The following is a 20,845-nucleotide window of genomic DNA, read 5'->3' as shown; positions in this document are numbered from 1 at the left end:
GGTACCGGATCGCTCCGGCGGTTTTGGTCCGCTGTTTGCGGTCCCAAACCCGCCCAGCGCTCAACGGGTGAGCCTTGGCATGTCGGTCTGTTCCCGCCTCGGGCAGGATTTATTGCGGCACATGCCCCAACCCACCGTCTCGGACGTAATACAAAAGACCGCGGGACGAATCGCGCGGTCTAATGCAAATGTGGGGATAGTACGCGTTGAAGGATTTGCCAAGCCCTCGGACCTGCAAATCTTCTGCGAATTTTCACTTTTTCAGGAGATTAACGTATCACAGCCTGAAGAAATCGCAAAAGCCATATTTTCAATCACTGTGAGCCTATCTGCGCAACCCAACCCAAACTGCGAAGGGTGGGCCTTAGCCGCCAAGGATGTCGCCGATATTCGATACGATCGCCACCAGAAGAACAGTTCCGCAGATCAGCATCGCCATCCAGAACGCGTATTGCATCACAAACGCAGAAATGCCCAAACCAATCGCCAATTTTGGAAGTGCGGTTGGCTCGTGTCGGAACAGGCTTATCCCACCCAACACGGCTGCAATTACCGCAAGAACCGGCGTCAGCACGGCCAAAAGCGCATCCAGATCCATGGTTGGTTTCTCAACCGGCGCACTGGCGACACCGGTCGCGGCATTGCGAATGTCGCGTGCCATTTCTCCAATCAGCGTTCCAACAGATTGTTCTGGCACAGGCGCCAACATCCCAGAAGTCAAAACCACCGCCGCACAAAGTGCGGCCACGCCGAACACAAACCCGATCAGCCCCCAATGGGCCGGCGTGACATCAATGGAAGTGGACATGCGCTGAACTCCGAACATTAAGATCAACATGACGATAGCTCGGGAATCGGTCAATTCTAAGTTGCACAAACGGTGATTGTTGGGCCTGCAACACGCCCCAATCCGACAACAAAAAACGGCGCCCCGAAGGACGCCGTTTTCATGAATATGCAAACTGGCTTAGTGACCAGCAGCGTCATCCACAGAGATCGACACGCCCGGACCCATGGTCGAGGACAGTGCGATCTTTTTCATGTAGGTGCCCTTTGCGCCTGTCGGCTTCGCTTTGGCAACTGCATCGACAAACGCCTTGATGTTCTCGACCAACTTGGCATCGTCAAACGAGATCTTGCCGATCCCAGCATGAACAACGCCAGCCTTCTCGGCTTTGAACTGAACCTGACCGCCTTTCGCCGCTTCCACGGCTTCCTTGACGTCCATGGTCACAGTGCCAACCTTGGGGTTCGGCATCAGGTTGCGCGGGCCAAGCACCTTACCCAGACGGCCGACGATCGGCATCATGTCCGGGGTTGCGATGCAGCGGTCAAAGTCGATGGTGCCGCCTTGGACGGTTTCCATCAGATCTTCTGCGCCAACGATATCTGCGCCCGCGGCCTTGGCTTCGTCAGCCTTCGGACCACGTGCGAACACGGCGACGCGAACAGTCTTGCCAGTGCCGTTAGGCAGTCCGACAACGCCACGAACCATCTGGTCCGCGTGACGCGGATCAACACCGAGGTTCATCGCGATTTCAAGCGTTTCGTCGAACTTTGCGTTTGCGTTCGCCTTGATCAGAGCAACCGCTTCAGCAACGGTCACGTCGTCTTTGCCAACAAAGGCTTCGCGGGCGGCGCGGGTGCGTTTTCCAAGCTTAGCCATCTTACTTCACCTCGATGCCCATGGACTTCGCAGAGCCCAGGATAATCTGCATTGCACCTTCAACGTCGTTTGCGTTGAGGTCTTTCATCTTGGCTTCCGCAATCTCGCGCACTTGAGCGACAGTCACGGTTGCGATGGTCTCGCGGCCGGGATTTTCGGCACCACGCGGACGGTTCCGCTTGCCAACAGGCTTCAGACCGGCGGCCTTCTTCAGGTAGTAAGACGCGGGCGGCGTCTTGATGTTCATGGTGAAGGATTTATCCTGGTAATAGATAATCTCTGTCGGGCAGGGTGCGCCCTCTTCCATATCCTGCGTCTTGGCGTTGAACGCCTTGCAAAATTCCATGATATTGATGCCGCGCTGACCCAGCGCAGGGCCCACGGGCGGGCTTGGGTTGGCTTTGCCTGCAGGGATCTGCAGCTTCATCTTGCCAGCAAGTTTCTTGGCCATCTGGCCTCTCCTTTTCCAACGACCCGGGAACGCGTTCCAAGGTCACTCATGTTGTGTGGTCCGGTCCACGACACGCGTGCCGCTCGCCTCCCACGCTCTTTCGGCAGGTTGCCCTGCCCGCACTCAGATCACTATTGCTTCGTGACCTGCGTGTATTCCAGTTCGACCGGGGTTTCCCGGCCAAAGATCACAACCGACACCTTCAGGCGCTGGTTGTCGTCGTCCACTTCTTCGATCATGCCATCGAAATCCTCGAACGGACCGTCGTTGACCTTGACCTTCTCGCCAATCTCGAAATGGATCAGCGTACGCGGCGTCTCTTCACCTTCGGCGACACGGCCCAAGATGGCCTGCACTTCGGCGTCGCGCATCGGCATCGGGCGGCCCTGCGGACCAAGGAATCCGGTGACGCGGTTGATCGAGTTGATCAGGTGATAGCCCTGATCCGACATCTCCATCCGCACCAGCACATAACCCGGCATGAAGCGACGCTCTGCCGTGACCTTCTTGCCGCGACGGATTTCAATCACTTCCTCGGTCGGCACCATCACTTCTTCGATCTGGTCCTGAAGCCCCTGCTCCTCGACCGCTTGCAGGATCTGTTCTGCGATTTTCTTTTCGAAATTCGACAGAACACTGACCGAGTACCACCGCTTCGCCATCTGGTCGCAAACCTTCTTGTCCATGCGGCTAAGACGCCGTCTGTTGTTTTGTGGCCGACGCGCAGGCGCATCCGCTCCGGAACAAAAAATCGGCGTGCAACTCGAATCGATGCACGCCTCATTCCGTCTTGTCGGGTCAGTTACCGTCTTAGCCCGCCCTTTTCAAGAGCAGACCCGATCTTACCCGAAGAGGTTCAGAAGGCCCTGGAGCCCGCTGCGGATCAAAATATCCACCAACGCAAAGAACACTGCCGTCAATGCGGCCATGATAAAGACCATCACGGTGGTCAAGAGGACCTCGCGCCGCGTCGGCCAGACGATCTTCGACACCTCAGCACGAACCTGCTGAATGAACTGAAGTGGGTTGGTCGTAGCCATGATAATGGTCTCACTCTGCGTTTGCTCACTTCGCACTTAGCGAAGACGCAACCCGAATTCAAGCAAGCCGCGACCGATAAGACGCATCATGTGGCCCACCATTAAAGCGGAACGCGCGTGAAGCCGTCAGTGTAGAAAAGTTCCAACTGGCGCCGTCACAAAGATGTGTCCGTTTTTCCAACGACTTGCAGGAACGTTTCCCGCCTTGATCCGGTTTGTCCACCAGAGCCGACGGGCACTGCACCGCCGGCACTAAGACCAAAGACGACGTATAGTAACGAAAGGACATCACAATGACACGCATGATGATTGCAACCGCACTCGCAACGACACTCGGCACCGCAGCGTTTGCCGCGACCGAAGCCCAGATTCAACAGGTGCAGACCTTTAACGCAGGCATCGACACCACGACATTCACTGACACCGATTACGATATTGCCTATGGCATCGTGACCTCTGGCATGTCCAACGGCGAAAAGACCGCCAAATTGCGTGCACTTGGCACGGACGACAATGTCGATATGGGCATCGCGATGATCAGCGAAGCCGAGATGGCGCGTCTGCTGGATTACGCGCCCAACACTGATTTTGGTGCGATTACCCAGTCGCAAGCCGAAGCAGCACTGGCCGTGACCTATGGTGGCGAATCTCGCGCCACGATCACCAACCGTGTTGAAGCCATCCTCGGCGGCGCGGAGATGGATGCTGATACGCTGACAATCGTCGGCGAAGGTCAAGCCGCCATGTTGCGCAACTACGTCCCAGAAGCGGACGTCACCGTATTGACGCAAGAGGAATTGGCCCTCGCGATGAGCTATGTGCACAGCGGCATGTCGCGCAATGAGAAGGCCGCTCAGATCGAAGCGCTGATCAACTGATCCCGCTGAATCATGATCACAGGGCCGTCCCATCGGGGCGGCCTTTTTTGTTGCTCGGGCCTTTGAATGCCTTGCGTTCCCGCGAGACAGCGATCCAGACTATTCGTATTTCGGAAGTGGCAGGGGCAGCAGGGTTCGAACCCGCGACCTACGGTTTTGGAGACCGTCGCTCTACCAGCTGAGCTATACCCCTAAGGCCGAGACGACGGGTATTCCAAGGCCACACTGAAATCAAGGCCCAGAACGCCAAAGCACGGACAAAAAATTCTCGTGCTCAAGAGCAGCCCAACGGCTTTCGCAAAAATGAGTGTTCGTCAGTGTAAACCCGTTTAAGCGGGTTTTCAGACTAGGTTTGCAACGCGGTGCGCAAGCGGTTTCAATACCTCTTCAACCAAGCCGCGTCGAAGCCGCTTGCCTCGCAGCGCGCGCCCCAGTTGCCGCTTTTGAACTGCACGGTGAACCTTCCGCACTCCAAACAGCAGCAAAATACGCCCTGAACGACTCACCCAGCCACAGGAAACCGGCACTGCCGCCTGACACAAGGATCACGGCCGTGGTCTCGGCTGCTCGCACTCCGGTGTTCCCATTGAAACATATGCCCTTTTCCGGACCGTCACATTTTCTTGATACGTCATAGGACATCGCCGAACCCGTGATCTCCGTCACGCAGCAGTGTCAAATCCTGCCATCCGAACACCGCCAAAAACCCAACAAATCCTGACCCGCACCAAGCCTGTGCAGTCGCGCGCAGGGGGTGATCGCCCGCCCCTCGCGTCAAGGCCACTTTTGCGAGAGCCGCTGTGCACGAGCTGTGAATTCAAAGCCCGCCGCACCAACCCTAACTTGATTGGTGTCGGACAGACAGACCGACGACAGACACAACCGAAACCGCGCCACACGGCGCATCGCAATACAAACCAAAGGACCAAACATATGAAAACTTTGATCGCAGCAACCGCCCTCGCCCTCACCGCATTCTCGGCATCTGCCATGGTCGACACCTCGGGCATCTCGCAATTCGCACCCAACGTCGATGTCTCCACGCTGACCGAAGCCGAGGTCAACACCATCCTGTCCGTCATCCATTCCGGTGACAGCAACGGCGAAAAGCGCGCCGTCATCCAGGCCCTCGTCAAGTAAACCAACCCTCACACAAAAGGACTTATACCGCGATTACGCTAAAACCCGAAATTTTTCGTGAGTGACGACCCTGAAGCTATCTGACACTTGGCTTCGGAAGGTTTCCCACTGGTTAGGCAGGGTCTCCCGGAAGAACCTCAGGATCGCATCTGCGAACTGCTTTTGCGTGGGGTAGTGGTGATTGTGGGTGACGCATTGGTGCATGACAGCCCATAATCGTTCGATAGGGTTCAGGTGTGGGCAATAGGGCGGCAGTTGGATCAGGTGGATGCGGCAGTCCGGCCGCGCGAGGAATTCACGAACGTCTGGGCCCTTGTGGTAAGCAGCGTTGTCCCAGATTACATGGATGAGGCGTTTGTGGGGATTGCGCGCCTCAATCTTGGCAAGAAGCTGCGCCGCGCTGACCCCGTCTACGGTGGTGGGCTCGACAAAGGGCGCGTCGAAGGTTTCAAGGTTGAGCGCACCATGGATATTCACGCGCCCGCGCCCTGTGGTGGTTGTCACGGCGGGTTTTGAGCCTGCCTTGACCCAGCCAAACGCGGGCTTTGTCTGGTATTCGGGATGCACGGCATCGGCGAAGTATACGGCCTCATCGGCACCCAACCCGTTCAGCAGCCGCTCATACATGGCAATGAATTCGGCCTGCTTCTCGGTACTTGCGACACGCGGAAGCCCTTTCGGCTTTCGGTACTCGTAGCCCAGCCGTGCCAGGAGCTTGATGCAGCCCGAATGGGAGTAGTCCACGCCATGCTGCGCCGCGATATACGCCCTGATCTCGACAGTCGATCGACAGAAGCGTTCGTCCAGCCAAGCGCAAAGTTCCATCTCTTGAACTGAGGTCATGCGGGCCTGGCCGCCCTTCCAGCCGTCGGTCGAAAGGGCGTCCCAGCCACCCTCCCGGTAGGTCTTGTACCAGCCCCGAATGGTATCATCGTCCAGGTAGAGAAACTCCGCGATGGCCTGACAGGACTTCCCATCATCAAGGAGCACGATTGCATTGGCCCGCCGTGCAACGCCGTGGTCTTCGCGATGGCTGCGCACGCACGCAACAAGCTCATGCCGCTCTGAAGAGGTAAGAAAACCGGGACGGATCATGCCGTAACCTGAATCGCGACCTGCTTGCACGTCAACCCTTCAAATCTCGGGTCTTCAGTGACTCCAAGTATAAGAAAATGAAAACTCTGATCGCAGCAACCGCCCTCACCCTCACCGCGTTCTCGGCATCCGCCATGGTCGACACCTCGGGCATCTCGCAATTCGCACCCAACGTCGACGTCTCCACACTGACCGAAGCCGAGGTCAACACCATCCTGTCCGTCATCCATTCCGGTGACAGCAACGGCGAAAAGCGCGCCGTCATCCAGGCCCTCGTCAAGTAAATCAACCCTCACACAAAAGGACTTTAGAAAATGAAAACTCTGATCGCAGCAACTGCCCTCGCCCTCACCGCATTCTCGGCATCCGCAATGGTCGACACCTCGGGCATCTCGCAATTCGCACCCAATGTCGACGTCTCCACGCTGACCGAAGCCGAGGTCAACACCATCCTGTCCGTCATCCATTCCGGTGACAGCAACGGCGAAAAGCGCGCCGTTATCCAAGCTCTGGTCAAGTGATCCAGACACGGCCCCTGACGGTCGCACACCACTCCCCGCGACGCAGCCTCTGACACAAGCTCCGTCGCGGATGATGAAAAGGCCGCCCCAAACGGGCGGTCTTCAATCGTTTAGGGGGCCCTGCGTTCCAACGCGCCAATGTCGCCTCCGCAAATGGCGGCCTCGGCTGCAAGGATGTCTTCGATTGGCCAATCCCACCACGCAAGCTGCTCCAAGCGCGCCACCGTGTCCGCATCATACCGCGCGCGAAGAATGCGGGCTGGGTTGCCCGCGACCACCGAATACGATGGCACCTGACCTGACACGACCGCGCCAGCTCCGATGATCACTCCATTCCCGATCCGCGCGCCCGGCAGGATCGTCGCACCGCTGCCGATCCAGACATCATGCCCAATAGTGGTGTCCGGCCCCGGCGCAGGCATACTGGGTCGCCCTGCCGGGTTCCCCCCACCAAAGATCATGAAGGGAAAGGTCGATATCCCGTCATGCCGGTGATTGGCCGAAGAGGTGATGATCTGCACACCGCTGGCGATCTGGCAGAATTTTCCGATTATGAGCCGCTCGGGCGAAAATGGGTACAGATATGGCGCAAGACAAGCTGCCCAATCCTCGGGGGGATGATGCGCGCTGGCATAGCTGTAATCACCCACCTCTATACGTGGATGGGATAGCGCCGGTTTCAGAAAAACGGTGCCCGTGTGCGGCGTACCATCGGGCAGCACAACGGGATGCAGGGTGTTGGGGTCAGCGAAAAATTCCGGCATGACATACCTCTGAATCTGGTTTCAAAAATTGTCGATCAGATCAGGGAAATGGTCACGTCGCCCTCCATCGGTTGTACTAAAATCATACCCGAAAAGGTCGCAAAACAAAAGGGCCACCCGATTGGGTGGCCCTCTGTCACTCAAAGGATCGTTGAGGTTTACTCGACGATTTTGGACACGACGCCGGAGCCTACGGTGCGGCCGCCTTCGCGGATGGCGAAGCGGAGGCCGTCTTCCATGGCGATCGGCGCGATCAGTTCAACGTCGAACTTCAGGTTGTCGCCCGGCATCACCATCTCGGTACCTTCCGGCAGCGTCACGGTGCCCGTCACGTCTGTGGTCCGGAAGTAGAACTGCGGACGGTAGTTCGCAAAGAACGGTGTGTGACGACCGCCTTCTTCCTTGGTCAGAATGTAGACCTCGGCTTCGAACTTCGTGTGCGGGTTCACCGACTTCGGCTTGCACAGAACCTGACCACGCTCAACGCCCTCACGGTCGATGCCGCGCAGCAGAACGCCCACGTTGTCGCCTGCTTCACCACGATCCAGCAGCTTGCGGAACATTTCAACGCCGGTACAGGTCGTCGATTTGGTGTCCTTGATGCCAACGATTTCGATGGTGTCGCCAACGTTGATCACGCCACGCTCGATACGACCGGTCACAACCGTACCACGACCCGAGATCGAGAACACGTCTTCGATCGGCATCAGGAACGGCTGGTCGATCGCACGTGCCGGCTGCGGGATGTACTCGTCTACCGCCGCCATCAGTTCGCGGATCTTGTTCTCACCGATTTCCGGCTCAGTGCCGTTCATCGCGTGCAGAGCAGAGCCCGCTACGATCGGAATATCGTCGCCCGGGAAGTCGTAGGTCGACAGCAATTCGCGGATTTCCATCTCGACGAGTTCCAGAAGTTCCGGATCGTCAACCTGGTCAACCTTGTTCATGAACACGACCATGGCGGGGATACCCACCTGGCGGCCCAGCAGGATGTGCTCGCGGGTCTGCGGCATCGGGCCGTCAGCGGCGTTCACAACCAGGATCGCGCCATCCATCTGGGCGGCACCGGTGATCATGTTCTTCACATAGTCGGCGTGGCCGGGGCAGTCGACATGCGCATAGTGACGCGCGTCGGTTTCGTATTCCACGTGCGCGGTCGAGATCGTGATACCACGGGCCTTCTCTTCCGGCGCGCCGTCGATCTGGTCATACGCCTTGAAGTCACCAAAGTACTTCGTGATCGCCGCCGTCAGCGTCGTCTTGCCGTGGTCAACGTGACCAATCGTGCCAATGTTGCAGTGCGGCTTACCGCGCTCAAACTTTTCCTTGCCCATCTCTACAGACGCCTCGTGAATTGGGGGGTCCACCCGACCCGGTTTTCATCGCGGGCGATCTATGCGTAGAAAACCGGAAAATCAAGCCCAAACGCACCAAGTGGCCAGGTAGCAATACCGCAAGATCGGGGCGACTTTGTTCAGCGGGTGACTGAGAGCGGTGCGCCTGCCGATTCCTGATCCGTCGCGGCGGCTGGAAGCGCCGCCCCGGACACTGTCGGAGCGGCAGGTAAGGTGGCGTCGGCGCTGCCCATGAACCATCCATCACTCTCTTGCATTTCACGCATCCAGACTTCAACGAGGCGTGCCGCTTCTTCGGCCAAGCCTGTCAATTGCTGATCCCGGTTCTTGGAAATACGCGACTCGAACACCTTGATCACTTGGATCTGTTTCGGCTCGGTGTTCATCTTGGCCTGTGCAGCATCGTCCCACAATGTCACGTTCAAGGCGACAGCGGACTTGCCGGGAATGATGGGCGGCGGCAGGGAATAGGCTTCGACGCTGACGCCAAGATGGTAGTATTTATCGCCTTCAAAACGGCTGAACCGGTCGCCCAGCGCGGTGGTGACCGCTGCGATCCATTCCTCTTCGGTTGCGTCGCGTGACACCAATAGCTTTTGCAGATTGGGTGCGACAACACCGATATGGCCGATGCGAAAATCGCCCATCGGTTCTGTGGGTTCTTCAAGATCTCGGGTGGAACTGCCGCAGGCAGCGAGTGCCACAAGCAATGGCAAGGCAACAAAAAAGCGGCGCATCGCGTCCCCCCCGGGATATCATCCGGTTCTGTCTAACCCAGCGTTGCAGGCGGCGCAACGCAGCGCCACTGGCAGCCCGCGTTTAGCGGCCTAACTTCTTGGTGAGATGCAAACCAAGTCACAGCTCCCAAACATGCTTCCCACCGAACGCCTGCCAGTGCGCGCGGACCTTGTGCGCGAACCGCTCAATCTACTGCAAAGTTGGCAGGCCTCTCGCCAGAATTTGCTCAACATCATCCCCGAGGTGTCGACCCGAATGCCGATCGTGTCGGGCCAGACCGGAACGCCGTGGCATATGTTGACAGATCCATTGGCAATCCGGCGTGTGCTTTTGGAAAATGTCGACACCTATCCGAAATCTATTGTTACCAAGAACCTGTTGCGCCCAGCGATTGGCGAGTCGCTATTTATCGCTGAGGGCAAGCACTGGCGCTGGCAGCGCCGTACGGCCGCACCGGCATTTTCCCACCGCAACGTCACCGCCTTGGCCCCGGTAATGACACGCGCTGCAGAACGGTCGTCAGAGCGCATCGCGAAGGTCGGCAACCGCGCGGTGAACATGCTGGATGAAATGGTCACCGCCACCTTTGACGTGATTTCCGACGTAACCTTTTCAGGCGAAAGCGGGTTTGACCGCGCCGCCGTGCACCGGGCGATCGATATCTATATTTCGGACGCGGGCAAGGTGTCGCTCTTCGATGTGCTTGGCCTGCCCGATTGGATTCCGCGCCCCGGTCGCAACCTTTCAGCCAACGGCATGGGCGACATGAAAGACGCCGCCGACCGGGTGATCAACGCGCGTCAGGCAGAGGGGTCACAGGGTGTGCCAGACCTGCTTGATCTGCTGCTTGACGGCGAAGATCCGAAATCCGGCCGTCGCATGACAACGGAAGAAATTCGCGACAACCTGCTGACCTTCATCGTGGCCGGGCACGAGACCACCGCCTTGACACTGGCATGGTCTCTGTACCTTTGTGCCTTTGACCCGAAGGCACAGGCCCGCGCCCGCGATGAGGCGCAAACCGTTCTGCAAGGTCGCGCAGCCACAGCCGATGACGTGCCCAACCTGCCCTATATCCGGCAGATCATCGACGAGGCGCTGCGCCTTTATCCGCCAGCCGCCATCGTGTCACGCACCGCGCTTGCCAAGGACACGCTTTGCGACACGCCGATCAATCCCGGCGACACCGTGATCATCCCGATCTACGCACTGCACCGTTCACACCTACTTTGGGACGAACCCGACAGTTTTGCCCCCGACCGTTGGGCCAACGGCACAAAGCCCGACCGATACGCCTATTTGCCCTTTGGGGATGGTCCCCGCATCTGCATCGGTGCCAGCTTTGCGGTGCAGGAGGCGGTGATCATCCTTGCGACCTTGCTAGGGCGATTCCGTTTCAAATCGGTTAAGGGCGTCGATCCTGACCCGGTGATGATCATCACCCTGCGCCCCGAAGGTGGCGTCTGGCTCGAGGTGGAACCGGTTTAGATTACAGCTTTTTCGACCTGCGGCACACCATTCAGCAAACGGTCGAAATGGAACTCGCTCAGGTCAAGTGTCTGGTAGCTGCCAAAGCACAGCCATTCCGCCAGCCCCCGCCCCATCGCTGGTGCCTGCTGCAATCCATGACCGGAAAAGCCATTGATAAACAGAAAGTTAGAAACTTCGGGATGCGCCCCCAACACTGCGTTGTGGTCAAAAGTGTTCATCTCATAATGACCAACCCAGCTATGGGTCAGCTTGATCGTCTCGAACTGCGGAATACGCGCAGCCAAAAGCGGCCAGACCTCAGCCTCCCACAACCCATGATCCATCGCGAAATCGTCGAACGCCACCGCCGGGTCATCGCCGAAATGCCCCCCCGCCTGATACGTCCCGCCGCCGTTTTCACGCACGTGCAGGCCTGAAGGATCAATCGTCAGAGGCAAATCCCGATCCAGCGGCTGTTCGGCCTTGAACACCCACGAATAGCGCTTGCGCGGCTCGACCGGCAGGTCGATCCCAGCCAGCCCCGCCACATGCCCGGCACGCGGACCGGCGGCGTTGATCACCTGCCCGCAGGCAACCCGCGCCCCATCACCCAACGTGACCGACTGCACCCGCGCCCCTGCAACTTCCATCCCAACAACCTCGGCCTCAAGGTATTCGACACCGCGTTCCTGTGCCTGTCTGCGCAGCCACTCAAAGACGGCCATGCTGTCAAAATACCCCTCGCCCCGCGTGTTGATCGACCCCAGAACGATGTCGTCCAACGCGTAGAACGGATACAGCCGCGCGATCTGGTCACGTGACAGCAAACGTGTTGCCGCCCCGGCCCCCTGCTGCACCAAAGCCCGCCCGCGCAGATCATCGGCAAAGGCATCCGTGTCCGCCAGATAGAGATAGCCGAAATTGCGGATACCCAGTTGCGGCACACGCGGATCGCCCCCCATGAAACCGCGCAGGTCAGTGATGAAGTCTGCCCCGAACTGGCTGATCCGCACATTCAGCTCGGTCGAGAACTGCTGCCGGATACACGATGTCGAGGTCGCCGTCGCGGTCTTCGCGAAACTCATATCCCGGTCCACGACCAGAATGCGCCCATCAAAGCCCAGATCTGTCAGGAACCACGCAACCGCCGACCCCATGATCGCCCCACCGACGATCACCACATCATAGCTGTCTCGTGCGGGCTGCGTGCCCATGGATCAGATCGCGGCCTTGCGGCTCTCATCAAGGTAAATTTCGCGCAGACGCGCCGTCCGTGCGCCCGGCGTGCCGTCACCCAAGGCCACACCGTCAATCTCGATCACCGGCATGACAAAGGCCGAGGCCGAGGTGATAAAGGCTTCATCCGCCTCTTTCGCCTCATCGATGGTGAAATTGCGCTCTTCCACCTGCATCTGCGCTTCTTTGGCGAACCGCAGCACGGCAGCGCGAGTGATCCCATGCAAAATGTCATTCGACAGCGCCCGCGTGACGATTGTGTTGCCTTTGATGATATAGGCGTTGTTGCTCGTGCCCTCGGTCACATGCCCGTCTTGCACCATCCACGCATCATCGGCGCCAGCCTTTTTGGCCATCATCTTGCCCATCGACGGGTAGAGCAATTGCACCGTCTTGATGTCCCGCCGCCCCCAGCGCACGTCTTCGATGGAAATGATCTTCATCCCCGTCTTTGCCGCCGGGCTGTCCGCCAGACCGGGCTTATTCTGGGTGAACAGTACCACGGTCGGCTCTGTCGTTTCCGGATCAGGGAACACGAAATCCCGGTCCCCCGGGGCGCCGCGGGTGATCTGCAAATAGACCAACCCATCCTCGATCCCGTTCACCCGCACCAATTCGCGGTGGATCTCCAACAGATCATCGAACACCGCCGGTTTCTTGATGTCGAGCTCGGTCAACGACCGCTCCAACCGCTTTGCATGGCCTGCGAAATCAATCAGCTTTCCATCCAGAACGGATGTCACCTCATAAACCCCGTCCGCCATCAGGAACGCCCGGTCGAAAATCGAAACTTTCGCTTCATCCTCGGGCAGATAGTCTCCGTTCACAAATACGGTGCGGGTCATGGGCGATCTCCTTTTTCTAAGTGTGGGATGGCGCGAGAGACGCGGGTCGTCAAGCTGTCATCCATGCACCCCGCGCCCAATCGCGCGCAGATGGCGCATATCTGTGCCGCAACACCCGCCAAAAACGCGCATCTGTGGGTATTTTTTGGCCAAGTCACCCATCTGTCGACCCAACTCATCCGGGTTGCCATTCTCCAGTTCCTCTGCCTCGTCCAATTCAGCATGACTAAGCCGCGAGGCATTGACGACCAACCCACTCAGCCGCGCCCCAGCCTCCTCAAGCACGAGATGGTCAGGATGCGCGCAGTTCACCAGATAGCCGCTCACGCCGTCAGAGGGTGCAGCGTCGATGCGCGAGATGGCGTCGCTCAGGATTGTACCATCCGGCAATCGCCCATCCGTCTCGACCGTCAACGCTACGGAAATTGGGACACCCACGACCGCAGCCGCACGCACCATGCCAATCGCTTCGTCCACCGTTCCGATGGTAAAGGCCGAAATCATGTCACAGCCGGCCTCCGCCAAGACCGCGATCTGGGGGGCGTGATACGCCTGCGCGGCGTCGGTGGTCATTGCCCCTGCCTCATAGCCATCACCACGCGGGCCGATTTGCCCCGAGATACACACTGGAATCTCGGCCTCAAGTTCCTTGAGAAATCCGATTGCCTCCCGATTGATCCGCTTCAAGTCCCCCGCATCATATCCCAAAGCCGCCGCTCGATCCGCATTCGCCATCCAGGTCACACTCTCAAGGCAGGCACCACAGCCCGTTTCCTGCGCAACGGCGATTTGGTCGCGGTAGAGCTTTCGCAGGAGCGCACGCCCCGGTTCGGTGTCCAGCAACGGAAAAGACGCAAATCCGGGCAAATCCATGCCGAGATTAAAGATCATATGAGTTTCCATACCTGTCCAACTCAGCCAACGGATGTCGTTATCTTGATCAATCACAGCTTTGTCCCCTTGGATGGTATCAGTCGCGACAAGCATATCAGTGCAGCCCGAAAAAGCAGTCGAAAACGCTGGAACTGGTGTGTGATCAAAATCGTCCTTTCCTCCGCAACGTGCGGCAAAACAAAATCATTGACCGCGCAGCACTGCCGCCGTCCCATGGACGGTGCAGCACATTCAAAGGCAACGAATGCAGATACCATCAGAGCTCTCCCGCTATATCCGCGACGCCTTGCAATCGGGTCAGTCGCAAGACGACATCGCCAAAAGCCTGCGCGCCGCCAACTGGACAGACACCGAGATCGACGCCGCCCTTGCAGGCTGGCTCCATCAAGACGGAGCCGGTGCCGTGCCACGCCCCATGCGATCTACCGCAGCGCGTGACGCGTTGTTCTACAGTCTGCTCTTTGTGGTGTTCGGTATGGTGGTCGGCAGCACGCTCACCCTCCTGTTTGCACAGATCAACATCTGGTTGCCCGAACCGGGCGAATCTGCGGCCTACGGGCGGCTGTCCGGTCTGCGGTGGTCAATGGCAGCACTCATCGTCTTTGTGCCGGTGTTCTGGGCACTTGATCGCAAAGATCGGCAGGCCTCCACCGCTGATCCCGCACGCAAGCACGGCACCGTGCGCCGTTGGCTGTCTGCGCTGGCGATGCTTGTGGCAACGATCACGCTCTTGGGTGACGCGCTCTACCTGATCTACAGCTGGCTCGACGGCCAGATCACCGTGCGCTTTCTGATCAAATCCGCGACCGTGGCGCTGATTGCGGCGGTGGTGCTCGCCTATTTCGGCGAAGCCCGCAAAATCCCGAACATGGCGATCCCACTCCCGGCGGGCTGGATTCTGATCGGCTTGGCGATCTTGTCGCTCGTGCTGACGTTTTGGCAGGTCGGCGGCCCGGCGCAGGGCCAGATCGAACAGCGCGACCGGTGGCGGATATCTGATCTGCGCACGCTCACCAACGACGTGGCCCAATGCACAGGCATCGACCGCGCCGCTTTGCCAGCCACATTCGACCCGATGACCTGCGCCAGAAATCCTACGCGGCTCACCGGCTTTGCCAGCGACATCACCTATGACAGAACAGCGGCCTCCGCGTTTTCGCTCTGTGTTCAGATCGAATACCCTGCCGCAGTGGATGGCTACGATGTGCGACTGGATGGCAATACCGCCTGCATTGACAGGCGCACCGACTAGGCCTCACCCCCAAAGCGACGGGTCGGACGGATGCACACCTGCCTCGTCGAAACGCAGCCCATGCGCGCGGTCCTCGGCCAGCAAAAGCGGCCCATCCAGATCGGTGATGGCCGCTCCCTGCGCCACCAGAACCGCCGGGGCCATTGCCAGCGACGATCCGACCATGCAACCCACCATGACATCGTACCCCTCGGCCCGCGCCGCATCGCGTAGGGCCAGCGCCTCGGTCAGCCCGCCGGTTTTATCGAGCTTGATATTCGCCATGTCATACTTGCCCTTAAGCTTGGGCAACGACGACCGGTCGTGGCAGCTCTCATCGGCACAAAGCGGAACAGGGCGGTCCACCCCCAACAGCGCATCATCCTCACCTGCAGGCAAAGGCTGCTCGACCAGCGCCACGCCTAGACGCAAAAGATGCGGCGCGAGATCAGCGTAGACCTCTGCCGACCAGCCTTCATTGGCATCGACGATGATCCGCGCATCGGGCGCACCCGCGCGCACAGCCTCGAGACGTGGCATGTCATCCGGCGTGCCCAGCTTGATCTTGAGCAAGGGCCGATGCGCATTCTTCGCCGCTTGCGCCTGCATCACCTCGGGTGTGTCCAGCGACAGCGTGTACGCTGTCACTTCCGGCAGCGGGGCTTCCAATCCGGCAAGCTCCCACACCCGGCACCCGGCCTGTTTCGCCTCCAGATCCCAAAGCGCGCAATCCATGGCATTCCGCGCGGCACCGGCAGGCAAGGCCTCCTGCAATGCTGTACGGTCAATCCCGTCAGGCAACGATCTGATCTGTGCCTCCACACTCTCTAGGGTCTCGTCATACCGCGCATAGGGCACACATTCGCCCCAGCCGGTTACACCGTCCCGCGTCACCCGCACCGTCAAAACTTTCGCTTCGGTCCGGCTGCCACGCGAGATCGTAAAGACCTGCGCCAACCGAAACACATCGCGCGTCACCTCGATCATGGGCCCGCCCCCTGCTTCTTCTTTTTTCAAATATGCAACCGCGACGCCAACACAGGCGTCGCGCCAAAGATCATTACAACGCGGCCAATGCCTCGGCCAACCGATCTGCCCCATGCCGGTAGGGATCGACTGCAGGAAGACCCATCCGATCCTCCAAAGCCTCGAGATACGCCACAGCTTCCGCCTCCCCCATGTGCTGGGTGTTGATCGAAATCCCCGCCACGACGCATGCGGGATTGGCAATCCGCGCCAACGGCAACGCCATATCGCGCAACGCTTCCAATGAAGGCAGATCATAACCTGGGAGACCGCGCATATGGGTGCGCGTCGGCTCGTGGCACAGGATCAACGCATCCGGCTGACCTCCATGGATCAGCGCCAAAGTGACCCCCGAGAACGACACGTGGAACAAGCTGCCCTGCCCTTCGATCACATCCCAGTGGTCGGGGTCGTTGTCAGGCGTCAGCCATTCGATCGACCCGGCCATGAAATCCGCCACAACCGCATCCAAGGGCACGCCGTCGCCTGTGATCAGGATGCCCGTCTGACCAGTGGCACGGAAGGTGCTTTTCATCTCCATCGCGCGCATGGATTTGTCCAGTGCAAGCCCGGTATACATTTTGCCCACCGAACAATCGGTGCCGACACCCAGCACCCGCTTGCCCGACCGCTTTACCCCGTCCGCGATGGGATACTCGACCTCGGGCACCCGCACGTCGTGCAGCGCGCGCCCCGTCGCCTCGGCCACCGCCACAAGATCGGGTTCGTCCCGCAGCAAGTTATGCAGCCCGGACGCCAGATCGAACCCCTCCTCCAGCGCCATCACAAGCACCTTCTTCCAAGCTTGGCTGATCTTGCCCCCTCGGTTTGCCACACCCACCACAAGCGTTTTGGCCCCGGCCTCCTTGGCCTCGGCAAGGGTCATGTCGGTCAGGCCAAGATCCGCCTTGCACCCTTCCATCCGGAACTGCCCCACGCAATTTTCGGGACGCCAATCCTTAATCCCTTGCGCCACCTTGGCGGCCAGCCCATCCGGTGCGTCGCCCAAAAACAAAAGATACGGTGTTTTGATCATTGCAGTCCCCTGTAAAGCAGCGTGTTTGGCAGAAGAATGGCAGGCCATGGCATGAATTGCATTGCCTCCACCTTCGCATTCCCCCTCAAATGCACAAAATTTCTTCGATTTTGGCCCAAATTCCGGGAGAATCTTGCGCCCAGTAAACTCGCTGCAGAGCAGCGACGATTCCGCAGGTGCAAAATGCACTTGCAGAAACTTGCGCAATTTCATAACCCAACGGCGACACCAAACGAAATATCCTTACCAAGAGGCCACAATGTCGTTCCGCATCCAGCCCACTCCGCCTGCCCGCCCGAACCGCTGCCAACTCTTTGGCCCCGGCTCGCGACCGGCAATCTTTGAAAAGATGGCCAACTCGGATGCGGATGTGATCAATCTCGATCTCGAAGACAGCGTCGCCCCCACCGACAAAGACAGCGCCCGCGAGAACATCATTCAGGCGATCGGTGATATCGACTGGGGAAACAAGACCCTCAGCGTGCGGATCAACAGCCTCGACACGCCGTTCTGGTATCGCGATGTCGTCGATCTGCTCGAACGTGCGCCCGAACGGCTTGACCAGATCATGATTCCCAAAGTGGGCTGCGCCGAAGACCTGTACGCTGTTGACGCGCTGGTCAGCGCCGTCGAAGCCGCCAAGGGTCGAAACAAGCGCCTTGCCTTCGAGGTCATCATCGAATCCGCTGCAGGGATCGCACATGTCGAAGCCATCGCGGCCGCTTCGCCCCGCCTCGAAGCAATGAGCCTTGGCGCTGCCGATTTCGCAGCCTCCATGGGTATGCAGACAACTGGCATCGGCGGCACTCAGGCGAATTACTACATGCTGCACGAAGGCGCGAAATACTGGTCCGATCCGTGGCATTGGGCGCAAACCGCCATCGTCGCCGCCTGCCGCACCCATGGTGTGCTGCCGGTCGATGGCCCGTTTGGCGATTTCTCCGATGATGAAGGTTTCCGCGCGCAGGCACTGCGCTCGGCCACACTTGGCATGGTGGGGAAATGGGCGATCCACCCCAAACAGGTGGCGCTGGCGAACGAAGTGTTCACCCCGACCGAGGAAGCCGTGACCGAAGCCCGCGAGATCCTTGCTGCGATGGAAGAGGCCAAAGCCAAAGGCGAAGGCGCGACTGTCTACAAAGGCCGCCTTGTCGACATCGCGTCAATCAAACAGGCCGAGGTGATCGTCCGTCAGTCAGAAATGATCACCGCGCCGTAAGAATTTTCGTACGAAAATTCTCAAGATCAGAGTCTTCGTACGAAGACTCTGATCCCCTCACTCCACGTTCAGGACCACGGTCGGGGCACCCTGTATCAGGGTGATCCGAAACCGCCCCTTGCGCCATACAGTTTGGGTGGACAAGGACGCACGATCATCCCGTTCAAATCCGATATCCGCCAAGACATGCGGTGCAGTGAGCGCCAATCTTTCGATGTGTCGCAAGAGATGTGCGTCGACTTCCGCATTATTCTGGATAAGCGTGAGTTTTTCGAACAGGCTGGAAACCCAGGCCATCGGGAAAATTGTTCGCGCGCCTTGGCTATTGAGGAACGTCATCTTCTATTTCCTTTGCAATATCGGGTCTTCATTGCAAGGATGCCTCACGCGCCGTTCTGGCTGCAAACCAAGTTATCCGCCCCTTTAGATTAGGAAACCTGACCCTATCCATGCCCAAGCTGCCCCCATTGAACGCGCTGAAAGCCTTTGAAGCAGCGGCTCGGCATGGCGGCTTCATCGGCGCAAGCAACGAGTTGCACGTCACCCGGGGCGCAATCAGCCGTCATGTCAAACTGCTTGAAGACCATCTGGGCATTCCGCTGTTTGTGCGCCAGCCTCAAGGTGTGCGCCTGACCGAAGCGGGTCAGCAGCTGCTGCCCGTTTTGACCGACGCATTCGAGCAAATCGCCCGCGAAACAGATCGGTTGTCGCAAAGCGCGACAGAGCTGCGGGTGATCTGCCCCCCCGGCACCTCGATCAGATGGCTTCTGCCCAGACTTGAAACCTTCCAAACGGCCTATCCCGAGTTTCGCCTGAAACTCACAACAGACTTCTACGCCGACCGCGGTTTTGATCCCAGCGACGCAGATATCGGGTTCTCCGTCACGAATTGGCCGAACCGCGCCCCGGATCTCAAGGTGCTGCCCCTGTTCCCAACCCTTCTGACACCCGCCTGCGCTCCGGGATACCGTCGTGACCGATCTGTGACATCGCCAGAAGACCTCACAAGATGCGAATTGCTGCATGAAACGCGATCACATTCGGATTGGATCGCATGGGCAAACACCTTTGCGCCAAACGGCGTCGACCCCAAATCCGGGCAAGCCTTCTCTAACATCGACATCGCGACAAAGGCCGCAGTCATGGGCGTTGGTGTGGTCATGGCAGATTTGGTCCTCTGCCGCGAAGAATTCGAAAGCGGAGCTTTGGTTGCCCTGTTTCCAAAGCTGGTTTGCCCATCACCCTTTGGTGGTATCTGCATTCTTGGGGGGCGTGAGAAATGGAACACTCCAAAAGTCGATGCCTTCAAGTCCTGGGCGTTTGACAGCGCGCAAACCGACCGGGCAGCCGCGCAGCAGGTGATGGCATCACTTGCCGTTTAGCCAGCGCCAAGCAGCCCAAAACTTCAGGTCTATTGCGACCAATCCTTGCGCCCATGCACACCGGTTTCATCCAGTAGCCCAAGACGCTTGGCCTCGAAATAATATCCGCGCGCATACCACCCAACCGCCTCGGCCTCGTCGCCACCGGATACAAGCCATGCCCCGCGCAAATAGCGCACCGCGTATCTCAGGTTGGTCTGTGCATCCAAAAGGTCAGATGGCGCGCCGCGAAACCCCATCGACCGCGCGGTCGCAGGCAGGATTTGCATCAGCCCGAAATACGGCCCATTGCGCGCGTCGGGCCGATGTGTGCTTTCCCGGATCACGACCCTTTGCACCAAGGAGACCGGGATATCGTTCTCCTGCGCCGCTGCAACAATCAGCGTCCGCAACTCCGGTGTTTCATTCGGGTACAGGTTCCGGGTCGAAACGGTTTCCACCGCTGGCTCAGACGGGGTGGTCGAACAGGCGGCGAGGAGAACCGCAACGCACAACACAGATGAGACAAGACGCAAGTGTTTCATGTGCCAGCCTTGCGACGAAGCCGGCCGCAAGGCAATCCTGTCTTCCATCCATAGGCAAAGCTTTGCTCAGGCCGCGTAATACTCCTCGAACACCGGCGAGGGCTGGCTGGACTGCTCGGTCACCAAGGTGGGAAGCGGCGTGTAATACGCCCAAGCTTCGGTCAGAATGCGCAGCGCATCTTCGGCGGCGATCCGGTTGGGCTGGCTGGTGTGGTTGAGTAAATGGCGTGACATGGGACGCTCCGATCTGTGTGTCCCTCCCTTGCCCTTCAACCTATGACCGTAGAGCTTTGACACCAGAGCCAAAGACACAGCCGCGACATGCACATGGTGC

The 20,845-nt window shown here is 58.9% G+C and carries 25 protein-coding genes and 1 tRNA gene; 8 read left to right on the top strand and 18 right to left on the bottom strand.

Going from position 1 to position 20,845, the window contains the following annotated elements:
- Positions 1-364 precede the first annotated feature (364 nt).
- The 5 genes from MCRY_RS07350 to secE form a co-directional block, all read right to left on the bottom strand.
- Positions 365-808: a hypothetical protein gene (locus MCRY_RS07350; RefSeq protein WP_085628836.1), complete on the bottom strand. Its 444-nt coding sequence runs from the start codon at positions 806-808 to the stop codon at positions 365-367.
- 159 nt (positions 809-967) lie between these two features.
- Positions 968-1,666 carry a 50S ribosomal protein L1 gene (gene rplA, locus MCRY_RS07345; protein ID WP_085628835.1) on the bottom strand — a complete coding sequence of 233 codons (699 nt, stop codon included), beginning with the start codon at positions 1,664-1,666 and terminating at the stop codon, positions 968-970.
- 1 nt (position 1,667) lies between these two features.
- Complete coding sequence (rplK, locus tag MCRY_RS07340) at positions 1,668-2,117, bottom strand: 50S ribosomal protein L11 (protein WP_085628834.1); 450 nt, start codon at positions 2,115-2,117, stop codon at positions 1,668-1,670.
- A 131-nt stretch (positions 2,118-2,248) separates the two neighbouring features.
- Complete coding sequence (gene nusG, locus MCRY_RS07335) at positions 2,249-2,779, bottom strand: transcription termination/antitermination protein NusG (protein ID WP_085628966.1); 531 nt, start codon at positions 2,777-2,779, stop codon at positions 2,249-2,251.
- A 180-nt stretch (positions 2,780-2,959) separates the two neighbouring features.
- Positions 2,960-3,157, bottom strand: a complete 198-nt coding sequence (gene secE, locus MCRY_RS07330) for a preprotein translocase subunit SecE (protein WP_085628833.1) — start codon at positions 3,155-3,157, stop codon at positions 2,960-2,962.
- A gap of 293 nt (positions 3,158-3,450) precedes the next feature.
- Here secE and MCRY_RS07325 point away from each other — a divergent pair, with 293 nt between their 5' ends.
- Complete coding sequence (locus tag MCRY_RS07325) at positions 3,451-4,035, top strand: hypothetical protein (protein ID WP_085628832.1); 585 nt, start codon at positions 3,451-3,453, stop codon at positions 4,033-4,035.
- Positions 4,036-4,152: 117 nt separating this feature from the next.
- Here the strand turns inward: MCRY_RS07325 and MCRY_RS07320 are convergent.
- A tRNA-Trp gene (locus MCRY_RS07320) sits at positions 4,153-4,228 on the bottom strand.
- A gap of 740 nt (positions 4,229-4,968) precedes the next feature.
- Here MCRY_RS07320 and MCRY_RS07315 point away from each other — a divergent pair.
- Positions 4,969-5,175, top strand: a complete 207-nt coding sequence (locus tag MCRY_RS07315; protein ID WP_085627624.1) for a hypothetical protein — start codon at positions 4,969-4,971, stop codon at positions 5,173-5,175.
- 33 nt (positions 5,176-5,208) lie between these two features.
- Here the strand turns inward: MCRY_RS07315 and MCRY_RS07310 are convergent, their stop codons facing one another.
- Positions 5,209-6,300, bottom strand: coding sequence for an IS630 family transposase (locus MCRY_RS07310; RefSeq protein WP_244897890.1), 1,092 nt, complete (start codon positions 6,298-6,300; stop codon positions 5,209-5,211).
- A 47-nt stretch (positions 6,301-6,347) separates the two neighbouring features.
- On the opposite strand from MCRY_RS07310, the gene MCRY_RS07305 reads away from it, so the two are divergent.
- Together MCRY_RS07305 and MCRY_RS07300 are read left to right on the top strand one after the other, a co-directional pair.
- On the top strand, positions 6,348-6,554 hold the full coding sequence (locus MCRY_RS07305; protein WP_085628831.1) for a hypothetical protein: 207 nt from the start codon (positions 6,348-6,350) through the stop codon (positions 6,552-6,554).
- 30 nt (positions 6,555-6,584) lie between these two features.
- Complete coding sequence (locus tag MCRY_RS07300; RefSeq protein ID WP_085627624.1) at positions 6,585-6,791, top strand: hypothetical protein; 207 nt, start codon at positions 6,585-6,587, stop codon at positions 6,789-6,791.
- A gap of 110 nt (positions 6,792-6,901) precedes the next feature.
- Here MCRY_RS07300 and MCRY_RS07295 read toward each other — a convergent pair whose 3' ends face one another.
- The 3 genes from MCRY_RS07295 to MCRY_RS07285 all read right to left on the bottom strand — a co-directional run bounded on the left by MCRY_RS07295 (position 6,902) and on the right by MCRY_RS07285 (position 9,647).
- Entirely contained in the window at positions 6,902-7,555 is a 654-nt protein-coding gene (locus MCRY_RS07295; protein WP_085628830.1) for a CatB-related O-acetyltransferase, read from the bottom strand.
- A gap of 158 nt (positions 7,556-7,713) precedes the next feature.
- The gene (gene tuf, locus MCRY_RS07290) at positions 7,714-8,889 is read right to left on the bottom strand and encodes an elongation factor Tu (protein WP_085628829.1); all 1,176 of its coding nucleotides are present in this window, start codon (positions 8,887-8,889) and stop codon (positions 7,714-7,716) included.
- 140 nt (positions 8,890-9,029) lie between these two features.
- On the bottom strand, positions 9,030-9,647 hold the full coding sequence (locus tag MCRY_RS07285; protein ID WP_085628828.1) for a hypothetical protein: 618 nt from the start codon (positions 9,645-9,647) through the stop codon (positions 9,030-9,032).
- Positions 9,648-9,780: 133 nt separating this feature from the next.
- Here MCRY_RS07285 and MCRY_RS07280 point away from each other — a divergent pair, with 133 nt between their 5' ends.
- The gene (locus tag MCRY_RS07280) at positions 9,781-11,136 is read left to right on the top strand and encodes a cytochrome P450 (RefSeq protein ID WP_085628827.1); all 1,356 of its coding nucleotides are present in this window, start codon (positions 9,781-9,783) and stop codon (positions 11,134-11,136) included.
- Here MCRY_RS07280 and MCRY_RS07275 read toward each other — a convergent pair.
- Genes MCRY_RS07275 through MCRY_RS07265 form a run of 3 tightly spaced genes read right to left on the bottom strand, consistent with a single transcriptional unit; the run spans position 11,133 to position 14,147 of the window.
- Positions 11,133-12,332 (bottom strand): NAD(P)/FAD-dependent oxidoreductase, encoded by a 1,200-nt coding sequence (locus MCRY_RS07275; protein WP_085628826.1) that lies wholly within the window; start codon positions 12,330-12,332, stop codon positions 11,133-11,135. The two genes, MCRY_RS07280 and MCRY_RS07275, sit on opposite strands and share 4 nt — an antisense overlap.
- A gap of 3 nt (positions 12,333-12,335) precedes the next feature.
- Positions 12,336-13,199: a D-amino-acid transaminase gene (locus tag MCRY_RS07270; RefSeq protein WP_085628825.1), complete on the bottom strand. Its 864-nt coding sequence runs from the start codon at positions 13,197-13,199 to the stop codon at positions 12,336-12,338.
- 57 nt (positions 13,200-13,256) lie between these two features.
- Positions 13,257-14,147: a homocysteine S-methyltransferase family protein gene (locus tag MCRY_RS07265; protein ID WP_244897889.1), complete on the bottom strand. Its 891-nt coding sequence runs from the start codon at positions 14,145-14,147 to the stop codon at positions 13,257-13,259.
- 190 nt (positions 14,148-14,337) lie between these two features.
- Between MCRY_RS07265 and MCRY_RS07260 the strand changes: the two genes are divergently transcribed.
- Positions 14,338-15,345 carry a DUF5671 domain-containing protein gene (locus MCRY_RS07260; protein ID WP_085628824.1) on the top strand — a complete coding sequence of 336 codons (1,008 nt, stop codon included), beginning with the start codon at positions 14,338-14,340 and terminating at the stop codon, positions 15,343-15,345.
- Between the two features lie 3 nt (positions 15,346-15,348).
- On the opposite strand, the gene dgcA is transcribed toward MCRY_RS07260, so the two are convergent.
- Positions 15,349-16,311, bottom strand: coding sequence for an N-acetyl-D-Glu racemase DgcA (dgcA, locus tag MCRY_RS07255; RefSeq protein WP_085628823.1), 963 nt, complete (start codon positions 16,309-16,311; stop codon positions 15,349-15,351).
- Positions 16,312-16,384: 73 nt separating this feature from the next.
- On the bottom strand, positions 16,385-17,386 hold the full coding sequence (gene dgcN, locus MCRY_RS07250; protein WP_085628963.1) for an N-acetyltransferase DgcN: 1,002 nt from the start codon (positions 17,384-17,386) through the stop codon (positions 16,385-16,387).
- Positions 17,387-17,645: 259 nt separating this feature from the next.
- Here dgcN and MCRY_RS07245 point away from each other — a divergent pair, with 259 nt between their 5' ends.
- On the top strand, positions 17,646-18,605 hold the full coding sequence (locus MCRY_RS07245) for an L-malyl-CoA/beta-methylmalyl-CoA lyase (protein WP_085628822.1): 960 nt from the start codon (positions 17,646-17,648) through the stop codon (positions 18,603-18,605).
- Positions 18,606-18,662: 57 nt separating this feature from the next.
- On the opposite strand, the gene MCRY_RS07240 is transcribed toward MCRY_RS07245, so the two are convergent.
- Positions 18,663-18,944 carry a hypothetical protein gene (locus MCRY_RS07240; protein WP_085628821.1) on the bottom strand — a complete coding sequence of 94 codons (282 nt, stop codon included), beginning with the start codon at positions 18,942-18,944 and terminating at the stop codon, positions 18,663-18,665.
- 110 nt (positions 18,945-19,054) lie between these two features.
- Here MCRY_RS07240 and MCRY_RS07235 point away from each other — a divergent pair, with 110 nt between their 5' ends.
- On the top strand, positions 19,055-19,987 hold the full coding sequence (locus MCRY_RS07235; protein WP_085628820.1) for a LysR substrate-binding domain-containing protein: 933 nt from the start codon (positions 19,055-19,057) through the stop codon (positions 19,985-19,987).
- Positions 19,988-20,016: 29 nt separating this feature from the next.
- On the opposite strand, the gene MCRY_RS07230 is transcribed toward MCRY_RS07235, so the two are convergent.
- Entirely contained in the window at positions 20,017-20,511 is a 495-nt protein-coding gene (locus MCRY_RS07230) for a lytic transglycosylase domain-containing protein (RefSeq protein WP_085628962.1), read from the bottom strand.
- Between the two features lie 66 nt (positions 20,512-20,577).
- Positions 20,578-20,745: a hypothetical protein gene (locus MCRY_RS22830; RefSeq protein WP_171046029.1), complete on the bottom strand. Its 168-nt coding sequence runs from the start codon at positions 20,743-20,745 to the stop codon at positions 20,578-20,580.
- Between the last annotated feature and the right edge of the window lie 100 nt (positions 20,746-20,845).

The organism is Marivita cryptomonadis, assembly GCF_002115725.1.
Classification (GTDB): Bacteria; Pseudomonadota; Alphaproteobacteria; order Rhodobacterales; family Rhodobacteraceae; genus Marivita; species Marivita cryptomonadis.
Note: the sequence above shows the minus strand (reverse complement) of the source record. Positions and strands in the feature narration are given on the sequence as shown.